Source organism: Maricaulis sp. (assembly GCF_048268525.1).
Taxonomy (GTDB): domain Bacteria; phylum Pseudomonadota; class Alphaproteobacteria; order Caulobacterales; family Maricaulaceae; genus Maricaulis.
The window spans coordinates 1-13,124 of the sequence record NZ_JBLWVH010000014.1; the positions used below are offsets into that span (position 1 = coordinate 1).

Here is a 13,124-nt window from a genome sequence, read left to right on the forward strand (position 1 = left end):
ACCCCCGACGCGCGGACAGGCTCCGCTCGTTTCCGGGCACAAGTGACTGAGCTCGTGCCTCCCGTCCCGAAAACCAAAGCCATTATGCGGCGGCTGGCGAGGGGGAGGACAAGTTTGTGCCTATCCCCACCCCAATCACCGTCTACCCCAATGACAATCGGGACCCAGTTTGCGATGCGAAGCCGTTGCCACTACGGGTGAAATCCGGCCTGCGAGACCGGGTCCTGACCTTCGTCAGGATGACGGTGTGTGGCGGGTTATGCGGGGGATAAGTGGCACCCAGAGAAGCGGGTGCGTCCGCCTACTCCTCCGGATCGACCATGATCCGCACCGGGGCCGCACCGCGGTGCATGTCGTCCTCGATGAGGAGCGGGACAGCGGCGTCGTCATTCAGGCGTGAGCGGTAGACCTGCAGGTTTTCCATCACGCGCTGGACGTAATTGCGGGTCTCCGAGAAGGGGATGCTTTCGACCCAGTCAACCGGGTCGACATCCGGATCGCGCGGGTCGCCATAGTCGCGGATCCAGCGATTGGCGCGGTGCGAACCGGCATTATAGGCGGCCAGGGCGATGACATAGGAGCCGTCATAATCGTCCACCACTTCGGCGAGGTGATGCATCGCCAGGGTGAGATTGTAGTCGAGATCGTCAGTCAGCCAGCTATAGCGGTAGGTCTCGCCCAGATCGCGGGCGGTGGCGCGGGCGGTGGCCGGCATCAGCTGCATCATGCCGCGCGCACCGGCACCGGAGACGGCGTGCTGTCCGAATTCGGTCTCCTGGCGGATGATGGAATGGGTCAGCGCATCTTCGGGACGTTGGGCGCGGACATTGGTCTGGGCCGGCAGCCGGATCGTCGGATAGGCGCTTTGCGGCAGGATGATGCCGCGCTGGCGCGCCGCCTTGGCCGCGCGCACGGACTGGCGCAGGTAGAGATAGTTGCTGGCCAGGCGAGCCAGCAGGACAGCCTCCTGCGGATCGGTCAGCTGGTCGTCCAGCCGGTAGCTGAACAGGCGGAAATAATAGTCCTCATCCTGTTCGGCGAGCAGACGCATGGCGCGGACGAGCGGGCGGGCCTCGAAGCGGATCTCCGCCTCCGGGGTCGGCTCGGGGTCCCTTTCCAACGCCAGCTGGCCGCTCGCATCGGGCAGCTGGGTGAGGGCGAGCTGACCGTAAAAGGCGGTCGAGTGCTGACCGGCCTCGGCATAGAGCCTCGCCGCTTCGCCGGCGCGTCCCAGCTCGTCGAGGGCGCGGGCCATCCAGTAGGAACCGCGTGACTGACTGACCGGGGTCGAGACATTGTCGCGCAAGCGGGTGAAATGGGCGAGCGCGTCTTCCGCGCGGCCCAGATGGACCAGAGCCAGCCAGCCGGCCATGAACTCGGCATCGGCAAAGTCGGCACCGGACGACATGCCATGCGCCCGGGCGAGTTGGTAGGCGGTGTCATAGTCCTGGTCGCGCACCAGTGTGAGGATCATCAGCTTGCGCTCGGTCCACATCAATTCGAGCGCGGTTACATCGGTGTGGCTGTCGGGCAGCTGCAGCAAAAGTGGCAGGGTCGAGTCGCGCATGCCCGAGCGGCGGGGCCAGCGGGCGCGCTCGGATACCAGGCCGGGATCATTCGACAGGCTCGCCGGTATCCGGTTGACGGCGCGGTCGACACCGCTCTGTCGGCCCGCCAGTCGCAGGCGGGCGTCAGCGAGATTGCGGTTATTCCCCGACAGCAGCGGCAGGACGCGCCGCGCCAGCGTACGTTGGTTAGACCAGATCAGATAGTCGATCCGGGCCATGTGGTCGTCTTCCGTGAAGACATCGCTGTGGCGCGAATAGGTCTCGCTTTGAACCCGGCTGGCGAGGCGGCCCGAACGCCAGGTCTCACGCAACAGCGCCTCGCCCTCGGCGATCCGGCCAACCCCGATCAGGGCTTCGGCATGGGCAATCCGCCCACGGCCGGCCGTCGGCGGATTTTCCTCAAACCAGCCAAGAATGAAAGGTGCCGTCAGGCCGGAGCCGTCAATCTTCGACTCGGCCTCGGAGCGGATGAAGCTGTCACGCGGCCAGTTGTCGAGCTCGGTCAGTGCCAGGTCGAGTTCCAGAAAGCTGGCGCGGGCGTCGTTCAGCGCGATCCGCCACAACAGGATGTCTCGCGCGGCGGTGTCGGTCAGTTCCAGGCGCAGTTCGCGGACACGGTCCCAGTCTTCGTCATCGGCCGCGTCCAGCCCTTCGCGGAAACGGGTAAAGTCGGCGTCTGACAGGTATTGCGAGAAATTGACGGGTTCCGGCCGGATACGGGGCGAGGGAATCTGGGCCTCGGCGGCGACGGAGACAACGAGCAGGACAAACGCGGAAACGCAACGTGCGATCATGGCAAACGGGACACTCTTCGATCGACTGGAATATCCATCATCACAGCAAATCTCGCGCCCTGTCCAGACTTGACAAGAACACTTGGCCGTGTGCGACGCGGTCGATATGGTCGCGCGCTGATTTGGCCGTATCCGGGAATGAAACATGTTCAAGGGATCCATGACTGCGCTCGTCACCCCATTCAAGAATGGGGCCGTTGACGAAGAGGCTGTCGCTGCACTGGCCGAGCGCCAGATCGCCGCCGGCACGCATGGCCTGGTGCCGTGCGGGACGACGGGCGAGAACGCGACCCTCACCTTTGACGAGCACATGCGCGTCGTGGAGATCGTTGTCGCCACTGCCAAGGGGCGTGTGCCGGTGGTCGCCGGCACGGGTTCCAACAGCACCGCGGTCGCGATTGCCAACCAGCGCCGGGCCCGGGAATTGGGTGCCGATGCCGGGCTTGTGGTCGCGCCCTATTACAACAAGCCCAATCCGGAGGGCCTGTTCCAGCACTTCAAGGCGATCCACGACGCCGTCGATCTGCCAATCGTGGTCTACAACGTCCCCGGCCGGACCGTGGTCGACATCCAGGCGGAGACGGTCGCCCGGATCGCCGGGCTGGAGCGGGTTGTTGGCATCAAGGATGCGACCGGCGACATGGCACGGGTATCCGACCATCGCCGGCTGATCGGTACGGACTTTGTGATGCTGTCGGGTGATGATCCGTCGGCGCTCGGTTTCAATGCTGCCGGTGGTGTCGGGGCGATCTCGGTCACCTCGAATGTGGCCCCGGCCTTGTGCGCGCAGTTCCAGGACGCCACATTGAACGGTGACTGGGAGACCGCGCGGACACTTAACGACAAGCTGATGCAGCTGCATCACGCGCTGTTTTCCTCGTCCAGCCCGGGACCGGCGAAATATGCGCTGTCCGTGCTGGGCGTGATGAATACCGAATTGCGCCTGCCTTTGACCGAGCCTAACGAGGCGTCCAATGCCCAGGTCCGCGCCGCCCTTGTCCATGCCGGCCTGCTTGACCGGGCCTGATTGAAAGCACCATGAGCAAACCCAAATCCGAAACCGGACCTGTCGCCGTCAACCGGCGCGCCCGTTTTGATTACGAGATTGAAGAAACCTACGAGGCCGGCCTGATGTTGATGGGCTCGGAGGTGAAATCCCTGCGCGAAGGTCGCGCCAATATCGCCGAGAGCTATGTCAGCGCCGAGCGTGAAGGCCTGTGGCTGATCAATGCCGACATCCCGCCCTACGGGCCGGCGAACCGCTTCAACCACGAACCCAAGCGGCACCGCAAACTCCTGCTCAAGGCCAAGGAAATCGCCAAGCTGACCGGCGCTTCGACCCAGCAGGGCCGGACGATTGTCGCGCTGCGTCTTTATTTCAATGGTCGGGGGCTGGCCAAGCTCCAGATCGGTCTGGCGACCGGCAAGAAGACTGTCGACAAGCGCCAGACAATCAAGGACCGCGAGTGGAACAAGCAGAAGTCCCGCCTGATGAAGAATTACGGCTGACCGGCAAGGAGCCGGATGATCAGACGCTCGCAGCCGTCTCGACGGCAAAACGTTCGCGATAGGCTTGCGGCGTCACGCCCAGCAGGCGGGCAAATGACCGCCGCATCCGCTCGTCATTGCCGAAACCGGTCTGGCTGGCCACGGTCTTGATCGAGACATTGGGATTTTCCAGCATCGCCCGGGCCGCATCGACCCGGAATTGCTCCACCGCGCGGGCCGGGGTCATGCCGGTATCCTCGGTATAGAGGCGGGCGAAGTTGCGCGGGCTCATACCGGACCGTTCGGCCAGCGACTCGACTTTCAGATCGGCGACCAGATTGTCCTTCATCCAGAAGTGCAGGGCGTCGAAACGTCCCGTCGCGGAGCGCTTTTGTTGCTTCAGGGCCTCGGAGAATTGCGACTGGCCGCCGGGGCGTTTGACATAGACCAGCAGCGAGCGGGCCAGTTCCAGCGCCAGCTCGCGGCCGTGATCGCGCTCGACCATCGCCAGGGCTAGGTCGATGCCGGCGGTGACACCGGCCGAGGTCCAGACCCGTCCATCCTCGATGAAGATCGGGTCCGGATCGACGTCCGTGTCGGGGCAGTCCTCGGCGAGGCGCTCGCAATGGCGCCAATGGGTGACGGCACGCTTGCCGTCCAGAAGGCCGGCGGCGCCGAGCAGGAAAGCGCCGGTACAGGTTGAGGCAATCCGCCCGCATTTCTCGGCAGATTTCTGGATCGCCTGGACCAGACGGGCCTCGCGGCAGGCTGGGAAGACACCACCGCCGCCAGCAATCATCAGCGTGTCATCCTCGTCCAGCCCGATCCCGGCCAGGCGTCGTGTGTTGAGGAGGACGCCGGCATCCGTCTCGACCGGGCCGCCATAATAGGACGCAATGGGTGTGGAGTAGGCGGTGCGGCCCAGGAAGGTATTGGCATCCTCGAACACCTGCAGCGGACCGGTCACATCCAGCAGCTTCACGCCGGGAAAAGTGACAAAGGCGACGCAGCGTTCGATTTGGTCAGGATTGGCAGAAAAAGGGAGCATGTGGTCATTTATGCCATCAATGTGCCGGTATATCCAGCAGGAACAATGGGAAAGGCGGGAAAAGGTTAATGGGATGAAGTTAGCGATTGAAGATGTCATCAATACGACATGCCCCTGGTCGGGGTTGCCGGTGGCCGCTGACGCGCTAACCCGATACCGCGAAGCGGTTGTCGGCTTCTGCAATCCGGGATGTCGGGACAAGTTCGAGGTCGCCATGACACATTTTGATGGCCGGCTTGATCGATCAGCCTCGGATTCTGCCATCGACACACAAGTCTGACGCGAGTTGGCGAGCGCAATATCGCCTGTCAGGCGTGCATTCGTTCGCTGTGCACACTTGGCAGGATATCACGGTGACCTGTCCAGCCAGGCCCGGATGTCGCCGAAAACGGCATCAAACATGGCCTCGGTCAAACGACCGGTATTGGTGTTGTAGCGGGAGCAATGATAGCTGTCGAACAGCCGCAGGGACCCGTTGGGGCCGGGAATGTCCTCGGTCACCGCATGCCCGAACTTGACCGTTTTGAGCGGCAGGCCCAGCGCCCGAAGCGTGTTGTCGTGCGAAATCTTTCCCAGGCACAACACGGCCTTCAGGCGCGGCATCGCGGCGATGCGACTGGTCAGGAAGGGGCGGCAGGCATTGGCCTCGGCCCCGACCGGCTTGTTCTCGGGCGGCACGCAGCGCACGGCATTGGTGATCATCGCATCGACCAGCTCGACGCCGTCCTCGGCATGGCTGGCATAGGTTCCGCGCGAGAAGCCGAAACGGTCGAGGGTGGCGTAGAGCAGGTCGCCGGCCCAGTCGCCGGTAAATGGACGGCCGGTCCTGTTGGCGCCGCGCAGACCGGGCGCCAGGCCGATGATCAGCAGGCGGGCCTGATCCGAGCCGAAGGACTCCACAGGTGCGTTGTGCCAGTCCGGGTGGTCAGCCGCCGTCGCCTCACGAAAGGCGACCAGGCGAGGGCAGAGCGGGCAATCGAGCGGCGCTTCCGGTGGAATGGAGGCGCTCACGAGCTCGCCGGCGCCCGACCGATCATCGCCCGCAAATCATCCAGCTCGATGAAGGCGTCGGCCTCCCGGCGCAGATCGTCGGAGATCATGGACGGGTTGGTCTTCAGCGATGAGACCACCGAGATCCGGGCACCCTTGGCGCGGGCCGCGGCGAGGGCATAGCGGAAGTCGCCGTCACCGGTGAACAGGATGATGTGATCGAGATAGGTGGCGGCCTGCAGCATGTCGACCGCCAGTTCGATATCCATGTCACCCTTGATCCGGCGTCGGCCATGATCGTCAGTGTATTCCTTGGCCGGCTTCGTGATCACCGAGAAGCCGTTATAGTCCAGCCAGTCGACCAGCGGGCGCAGGGGGTTGTATTCCTCGTGCTCGAGCAGGGCCGTGTAGTAATTGGCGCGGATCAGCTTGCCGCGCTTGCGGAATTCCTCGAGAAGGCGTTTGAAATCGATATCGAAGTCGAGCGCCTTGGTCGTTGAGAACAGGTTGGCGCCGTCGATAAAAAGACCGATCCGTTCGTCAGGGTAAAATGCCATGGGAATATCCTTGGGAAACGCGATGAATACGGGAAACCAATCTGCGCCGGTATATATCGCGCTCGGAGCCAATCTTCCACTGGGGGATTGGAGTCCGCGTGAGACCCTGGACCGGGCACGCTTCGCGCTGGAAGAGGCAGGGTTCAAGATCGTCGCGGCTTCTTCGGACTGGCACAGCCCGGCCTGGCCCGACCCCAGCGAGCCCCCTTATGTGAATGCCGTCACCGAGATCACATCGGACCAGCCCGCCAGGGCCATCCTTGACACGCTGCATGCCATTGAATCTGCCTTCGGACGGGCGCGCACCGTGCGCAATGCGCCTCGGCCGCTTGATCTAGACCTCATCGATTGTCGTGGCGAGCGGATCGAGGCCGCGGACGGGCTGACCGTGCCGCATCCTAGGGCCGTCGAGCGGGCCTTCGTCCTGCTGCCATTGGCCGAGATCGCACCCGCTTGGACCGATCCGGTCAGTGGGCTTGCCATCGCCGACCTGATCGCCGCATTGCCGCAGGCGGATCGCAGCGCAACATACAAGCTGCAAGAGGCCGGAAAACTCTCACCCGACAGCCTTGCTTTTGAAGGGCGAGGGGATTAGGTAACGCGGTTCCAAAACCTCTAGCGCTGGTTCAAGGAGTTCGCGCGCATGGCTCGCGTCACTGTCGAAGACTGCATTGAAAAAATTCCCAATCGTTTCCGTCTGGTTCTGATGGCGGCACACCGTGCCCGCAACATCTCGGCCGGCTCCGAGCTGACGATTGATCGCGACAATGACAAGAACCCTGTCGTTGCCCTCCGCGAGATCGCGGACGAAACGCTCGACATGGATGCGCTGAAGGACAGCCTGGTCAACGGTCTGCAGCGCGTGCTGCCGAGCGAGGACGAGGAAGATGCGGCGCGCGAAGAGCGTGGCCAGCAAATGGAAGCCCTGCCGGCACCGCCGGTCGAGCTCGACGAGGCCGAGATGCTCAAGGCGCTTCAGAACGACCGGGATGGCGCGCCTGACGGCCGCCTCTAACGCGTCTTGACCTCCGGCGCGACGTCACCCGAACTGGACCCGTCGCCGCCCGCCATACCCAGCGCGGACGAGCTGATAGCGCGTATCCGCCGGTATTTCCCTAAAGTCGACGCCGACTTCGTGCGGCGTGCCTACGACTTTGCCGAGGAAGCACACCGGCCGCAGCGCCGCCAGTCGGGCGAACCCTATTTTGCCCATGTGGCCCAGGTCGCGATGATCCTCGCCGACCTGCGCATGGACGTGGCCACGGTCTGCACCGGCCTGCTCCACGATACGGTGGAGGACACGCCGGCAACGCTGGAGGACCTGACCTCTACCTTTTCCGAGGAGGTGGCGGGCCTGGTCGACGGCGTCACCAAGCTGGGCCAGATGGAGCTGCGCTCCAAACGCACCAAACAGGCCGAAAACCTGCAAAAACTGGTGGTGGCGATCTCGGATGATGTCCGGGTCCTGATCGTCAAGCTGTGCGACCGCCTGCACAATATGCGCACGCTGGACGCCATATCGCGCGCCGACAAGCGCGAGCGGATCGCGCTGGAAACACTGGAAATCTATGCACCGTTGGCGCGCCGGATCGGGATCAACCGGGTCTGCGTCGAGCTTGAGGACCTGGCCTTCGAGCACGTCAACGCCTCGGCCCATGAATCGATCAACACCCGACTGAAGCGCCTGCGCGATGCCCATGCCGAGGAAGTTTCGGTCGTCTCAGCCGCGATGACCGACAGCCTCGCCGCAGCCGGGATTGAGGGACGCATCTTCGGGCGCGAGAAGCGGCCCTATTCGATCTGGCGCAAGCTGGAGCGCAAGGGGCTGACCTTCGAGGAAATCGCGGACATTTACGCCTTTCGCCTGATCGTCGACACGCCGGATGACTGCTATCGCGCCCTGGGCGTGATCCATCAGTCCTGGCGCTGTGTGCCGGAGCGTTTCCGCGATTTCATCTCCCTGCCCAAGCCGAATAACTACCGCTCCCTGCACACCACGGTGATGGGCCCGAAAAATGTCCGGGTCGAACTTCAGATCCGCACCGAGGAGATGGAGGCGGTGGCCGAGAGCGGCGTGGCCGCGCACTGGCGCTACAAGAATTCCTCCTACACCTATGATGCCGATGCCGCTCAAGCCGCCGGTGGCGACCCGCTGGAGCGCCTGCGGCCCTTCGTGGAAATCCTCAACCAGGGTGGCGATCCGGAGGAGTTTCTCGAGCACGCCAAGCTCGAGATGTTTGCCGACCAGGTCTATTGTTTCACACCCAAGGGCGACCTGATTTCGCTCCCGGTCGGTGCGACCCCGCTGGACTTCGCCTACGCGGTCCATACCGAGCTCGGGCACACGACCGTGGCGGCCAAGATCAATGGCCGCGAACGCCCATTGCGCACGCAGCTGCGCAATGGCGATGTGGTTGCCATCGTGAAGGGCGGCGTGCGTCAACCACCGGCTGGATGGGAGAATCTCGCTGTTACCGGTCGCGCCCGTGCCGCGATCCGGCGCCTCATCCGCGAGAGCGAACGCGACGAGTTCCATCGCATTGGCAAGATCATGGCCGAGCACGCCTTCCGCCGCGAAGGCCGGACGCTGATCGAGGCGGATCTCAAGGACGCGTTCTCGCGGCTTGAGGTGAAGGACGCCAACGAGATGTACGAGACCCTTGGTCGCGGCCGGATCTCCTCGGTCGACATGCTCAACGCGGCCTTTCCGGGTCGTCTTGACGAGCGTCCGGATGCCGCTGGCCGGGACCTGATCCAGGATAGCAAGGCCCGTCTCTATGTGCGTGGCCGAGGCCTGACACAGGGCGTGACGCTTCATTTTGCCGAATGCTGCTCACCTCTGCCTGGCGACCGCATCGTCGGCCTTCTGCGTAAGGACAAGGGGATCGAGATTCACACCATTGATTGCGAACGCCTCGCCCAGTTCGAGGAAAATGCGATGGATGACTGGCTCGACCTGGCCTGGACCGCGGAAGCCGAAGGCAATGCCGTCTCGATGGCGCGAATCCAGGCAGTCATGCACAATGAACCGGGCGCCCTCGCCGAGATCGCCAAGACGGTGTCGGAGAACCGCGGCAATATCGCCAGCGTGACCACCCGCAACCGTGCCGCAGACTTTTTCGACATGGAATTTGACGTCGAAGTGTTCGATACCCGGCATCTGGCCAATATCCTGGCCGCCATCCGCATGTGTGAGACCGTCGTCTCCGCCGATCGGGCGAGGGCGGAAATCGAGGAGATAAAGGAAGAATGACACGCGACGAAGTCCTGGCCGAATTCCGGGCCGCTGGCGCCTTGCTCGAGGGCCATTTCATCCTCTCTTCCGGACTGCGCAGCGGTGTCTTCCTGCAAAAGGCCCGAGTCTTCTCCGAGCCGGAACGGACCGAGCGCCTGTGCAAGGCTCTGGCGGCGAAAGTGCGGGCTGAACTTGGCGACGCCCCGACGGTTATCGTCTCTCCGGCCACCGGCGGGATCGTGCCGGGCTATGAGATGGCGCGTCAGATGGGTCTCAAGGGGCTTTATGTCGAGCGCGAGAATGGCGAGTTTACCCTGCGCCGCGGGTTCGAGCTGAGCAAGGACGACAAGGTCCTGGTGGTCGAGGACATCGTCTCGACCGGCCTGTCCTCGCGCGAATGCATCGAGGCCATCAACAAGACCGGCGCCACGGTCATCGCCGAGGCCTGCCTCGTTGACCGGTCTGGCGGTGAGGCCGATGTCGGCGTGCCGCTGATCGCGCTGACCGAATACAAGGTTCCCGCCTATCCGGCTGATCAATTGCCGCCGGAACTGGAAGCCATACCGGCCATCAAGCCGGGCAGTCGCGGTCTCGCCTGAGGCCGTGCAGACACGCATCGACAGGAGCAGCCGGTGAGCATTCGTCTCGGCGTCAATATTGACCATGTGGCCACAATCCGGAATGCCCGCGGTGGTGAGCATCCGGACCCGGTGCGCGCCGCGCGTCAGGCGTCGGAAGCCGGGGCGGACGGGATCACGGCGCACCTGCGCGAAGACCGTCGCCATATCACCGATACCGATATCGACCGGCTGATGGCCGAGATCGACCTGCCGCTCAATCTGGAAATGGCGGCCACGCCGGAAATGCTCGACATCGCCCTGCGTCACAAGCCGCACGCGGTCTGCCTGGTGCCGGAAAAGCGCGAGGAGCGGACAACCGAGGGCGGGCTGGATGTGGCTGCCGGTCACAACACGATCGCGCCCTATGTGCGCCAGCTGCGCGAGGGCGGTAGCCGCGTCTCGCTCTTCATCGAGCCCGACCCGGTCCAGATCGCCGTCGCCGAAGCGATGGGCGCTGCCGTCGTCGAGCTTCACACCGGCGCCTATTGCGAAGCGTTTCTGGCGGGCAACACGGCCGAGGTCGAACGCCATCTCAAACGCCTGCAGAGCGCCGCGACGGTCGCCCATGAGCGTGGGCTGGAAGTCCATGCCGGCCACGGCCTGACCTATGACACCGTCAAGCCCATCGCCGCCATCCCTGAAGTGATCGAGCTCAATATCGGCCATTTCCTGATCGGCGAGGCGATCTTCCGCGGTCTGCGTGAGGCGGTCGGGACGATGCGTGGGCTGATCGAGGAAGCGCGGGCAGCGTCATGATCATCGGCCTCGGCTCTGACCTGATGGATATCCGGCGTATCGAGAGATCGATCGAGCGCTTTGGCGACCGCTTCATCCAGCGTGTCTTCACCGAGATCGAGCAGGCCAAGTCGGACAAGCGCCGCATGCGCGCTGCCAGCTATGCCAAGCGCTTCGCGGCCAAGGAGGCCGGCGCGAAGGCGCTGGGCACCGGGATTGCGCGCGGCGTGTCCTGGAAGGAGATCGGCGTGGTCAATCTACCCGGCGGCAAACCGACGCTGGAGTTCAAGGGCCGGGCCCTGGAGCGCGCCCTGGCGCTGACCCCGCATGGGCATGAGCCCTTCGCGCATATTACCATCACCGACGACCATCCCTGGGCGCAGGCCTTTGTGGTGCTCGAAGCGCGGCCGATCGGCCATCATTTTGACGGGCTCGCCCATGGCTGATCCGATTGCCCGGCTGGAACAGCGCATTGGCTATGTTTTTACCGACAAGAGCCTGATCGAGCGCGCCCTGACCCATGGCAGTTTCGCCGAGGGTCGCAAGACCATCCCAACCTATGAGCGCCTGGAATTCCTCGGCGACCGGGTGCTCGGCCTGATGACGGCGGAAGCGCTGTTCACATCATTCGACAAGGCCGATGAGGGCGCCCTCGCACCGCGGCTCAACTCGATGGTGCGCAAGGAAACCTGCGCCGATGTCGCCCGCGCGGTCGATCTCGGTGCGGCGCTGCGGATCGGCAAGTCGGAGGAAAAGGGCGGCGGTCGCAACAAGACCTCCATCCTCGGCGATGCCTGCGAGTCCCTGATGGCGGCGATCTATCTCGATGGCGGCCGGGCGGCGGTCCAGGTCTTCTTCGACCATCATTGGGGGCCGCGCATCGAGGCGCTCAAGGCCAAGCCATCGGATCCCAAGTCCGCGCTGCAGGAATGGGCGGCCAAGACAGGCCGCGGTGTTCCGCGTTATGAACTCAATGAACGTTCCGGCCCGGACCACCGGCCGGTCTTCACCGTGCAGGTCACGGTCACACCCCTTGCGCCCGCTGTGGGCGAGGGCGGTTCCAAGCAGGCAGCCGAACGGGCCGCCGCCGAGGAATTGCTGAAACGCGAAGGACAGCATGTCTGATACTCCCAAACGCTGCGGTTTTGCCGCGGTCATCGGATCGCCCAATGCCGGCAAGTCGACCCTCGTCAATGCCCTGGTCGGCGAGAAGGTCACCATCGTCACCCACAAGGTGCAGACGACCCGCTTCGCCGTGCGCGGGGTGGCGCTGGCCGGCGAGACCCAGATCGTGTTGGTCGACACGCCCGGCGTGTTCGCGCCCAAGACCCGGCTCGACAAGTCGATGGTCGCGGCCGCCTGGTCCGGTGCCGGAGAGGCTGACACCATCATGCATGTCGTCGATGCCGGCGCCCGTGCCCGCATGATCCATGGTGGCGCCAAGAGTGGCGACAGCCGCATGGTCGAGGATGATGACCGTGTCACCGAAGGTCTGAAGAAGACCGAGCAGAAGGCCATCCTGGTCCTCAACAAGGTCGACCTGATGCCGCGTGACCAGTTGCTGGCCATGTCCCAGGAACTCTACGAGACCGGCGTCTATTCCGAGGTCTTCATGATCTCGGCCAAGACCGGGTCGGGCGTGCCGCAGTTGCGCGAATTCATCGCCGGCCTGATGCCGGAAGGCGTCTGGCACTATCCCGCCGACCAGGTCGCCGATTTGCCGGCCCGCATCCTCGCCGCCGAGATCACCCGCGAGAAAGTCTATCTGCGCCTGCACGAGGAGCTGCCCTACGCCTCCATGGTCGAGACCGAGGTCTGGAAGAAGCTGCGCGACGGCTCCCTGCGCATCGAGCAATCCATCATCGTTGAACGCGAAACCCAAAAACCCATCGTCCTGGGCAAGGGCGGCAGCGCCGTCAAATCGATCGGCGAAGCCTCCCGCAAGGAGCTGGAAGAGGTGCTGGGCTGCAAGGTCCACCTCTTCCTCAATGTGAAAGTCGACGCCAAATGGATGGCGCGACGCTCGCACTACAAGGATGTGGGGCTGGATTTCGACGTCTGAGTAGCCCCAGTGTGTGAGGGACAAGAC

The 13,124-nt window shown here is 64.0% G+C and carries 15 protein-coding genes; 11 read left to right on the forward strand and 4 right to left on the reverse strand.

Annotation, left to right across the window (positions count from 1 at the left end; translation table 11 throughout):
* Positions 1–301: 301 nt before the first annotated feature.
* Positions 302–2,362: a transglycosylase SLT domain-containing protein gene (locus ACN0X9_RS08590; protein ID WP_417487201.1), complete on the reverse strand. Its 2,061-nt coding sequence runs from the start codon at positions 2,360–2,362 to the stop codon at positions 302–304.
* A gap of 145 nt (positions 2,363–2,507) precedes the next feature.
* Here ACN0X9_RS08590 and dapA point away from each other — a divergent pair, with 145 nt between their 5' ends.
* Together dapA and smpB are read left to right on the forward strand one after the other, a co-directional pair.
* Positions 2,508–3,389: a 4-hydroxy-tetrahydrodipicolinate synthase gene (gene dapA / locus ACN0X9_RS08595; RefSeq protein WP_417487202.1), complete on the forward strand. Its 882-nt coding sequence runs from the start codon at positions 2,508–2,510 to the stop codon at positions 3,387–3,389.
* An 11-nt stretch (positions 3,390–3,400) separates the two neighbouring features.
* Entirely contained in the window at positions 3,401–3,871 is a 471-nt protein-coding gene (gene smpB / locus ACN0X9_RS08600; RefSeq protein ID WP_417487203.1) for an SsrA-binding protein SmpB, read from the forward strand.
* A 19-nt stretch (positions 3,872–3,890) separates the two neighbouring features.
* Here smpB and ACN0X9_RS08605 read toward each other — a convergent pair whose 3' ends face one another.
* The gene (locus ACN0X9_RS08605; RefSeq protein ID WP_417487204.1) at positions 3,891–4,898 is read right to left on the reverse strand and encodes a GlxA family transcriptional regulator; all 1,008 of its coding nucleotides are present in this window, start codon (positions 4,896–4,898) and stop codon (positions 3,891–3,893) included.
* Positions 4,899–4,971: 73 nt separating this feature from the next.
* Between ACN0X9_RS08605 and ACN0X9_RS08610 the strand changes: the two genes are divergently transcribed.
* A complete protein-coding gene (locus ACN0X9_RS08610) occupies positions 4,972–5,178 on the forward strand; it encodes a glutathione S-transferase (RefSeq protein ID WP_417487205.1) in 207 nt (68 codons plus the stop codon).
* 68 nt (positions 5,179–5,246) lie between these two features.
* On the opposite strand, the gene ACN0X9_RS08615 is transcribed toward ACN0X9_RS08610, so the two are convergent.
* A complete protein-coding gene (locus tag ACN0X9_RS08615; protein WP_417487206.1) occupies positions 5,247–5,909 on the reverse strand; it encodes a uracil-DNA glycosylase in 663 nt (220 codons plus the stop codon).
* Positions 5,906–6,445 carry an NYN domain-containing protein gene (locus ACN0X9_RS08620; protein ID WP_417487207.1) on the reverse strand — a complete coding sequence of 180 codons (540 nt, stop codon included), beginning with the start codon at positions 6,443–6,445 and terminating at the stop codon, positions 5,906–5,908. The genes ACN0X9_RS08615 and ACN0X9_RS08620 overlap by 4 nt, the downstream gene beginning before the upstream one ends.
* Positions 6,446–6,467: 22 nt before the next feature.
* Here ACN0X9_RS08620 and folK point away from each other — a divergent pair, with 22 nt between their 5' ends.
* Genes folK through era form a run of 8 tightly spaced genes read left to right on the forward strand, consistent with a single transcriptional unit; the run spans position 6,468 to position 13,097 of the window.
* The gene (folK, locus tag ACN0X9_RS08625; protein ID WP_417487208.1) at positions 6,468–7,040 is read left to right on the forward strand and encodes a 2-amino-4-hydroxy-6-hydroxymethyldihydropteridine diphosphokinase; all 573 of its coding nucleotides are present in this window, start codon (positions 6,468–6,470) and stop codon (positions 7,038–7,040) included.
* A 48-nt stretch (positions 7,041–7,088) separates the two neighbouring features.
* Entirely contained in the window at positions 7,089–7,460 is a 372-nt protein-coding gene (gene rpoZ, locus ACN0X9_RS08630; RefSeq protein ID WP_417487209.1) for a DNA-directed RNA polymerase subunit omega, read from the forward strand.
* 6 nt (positions 7,461–7,466) lie between these two features.
* On the forward strand, positions 7,467–9,698 hold the full coding sequence (locus tag ACN0X9_RS08635) for a RelA/SpoT family protein (RefSeq protein ID WP_417487210.1): 2,232 nt from the start codon (positions 7,467–7,469) through the stop codon (positions 9,696–9,698).
* Positions 9,695–10,279: an orotate phosphoribosyltransferase gene (gene pyrE, locus ACN0X9_RS08640; protein ID WP_417487211.1), complete on the forward strand. Its 585-nt coding sequence runs from the start codon at positions 9,695–9,697 to the stop codon at positions 10,277–10,279. The genes ACN0X9_RS08635 and pyrE overlap by 4 nt, the downstream gene beginning before the upstream one ends.
* Positions 10,280–10,312: 33 nt before the next feature.
* The gene (locus ACN0X9_RS08645) at positions 10,313–11,056 is read left to right on the forward strand and encodes a pyridoxine 5'-phosphate synthase (RefSeq protein ID WP_417487212.1); all 744 of its coding nucleotides are present in this window, start codon (positions 10,313–10,315) and stop codon (positions 11,054–11,056) included.
* Positions 11,053–11,481 (forward strand): holo-ACP synthase, encoded by a 429-nt coding sequence (acpS, locus tag ACN0X9_RS08650; protein WP_417487213.1) that lies wholly within the window; start codon positions 11,053–11,055, stop codon positions 11,479–11,481. The genes ACN0X9_RS08645 and acpS overlap by 4 nt, the downstream gene beginning before the upstream one ends.
* Positions 11,474–12,160 (forward strand): ribonuclease III, encoded by a 687-nt coding sequence (rnc, locus tag ACN0X9_RS08655; protein ID WP_417487214.1) that lies wholly within the window; start codon positions 11,474–11,476, stop codon positions 12,158–12,160. Before acpS ends, rnc begins: the two co-directional genes overlap by 8 nt.
* Positions 12,153–13,097, forward strand: a complete 945-nt coding sequence (gene era, locus ACN0X9_RS08660) for a GTPase Era (protein WP_417487215.1) — start codon at positions 12,153–12,155, stop codon at positions 13,095–13,097. The genes rnc and era overlap by 8 nt, the downstream gene beginning before the upstream one ends.
* Positions 13,098–13,124 lie beyond the last annotated feature (27 nt).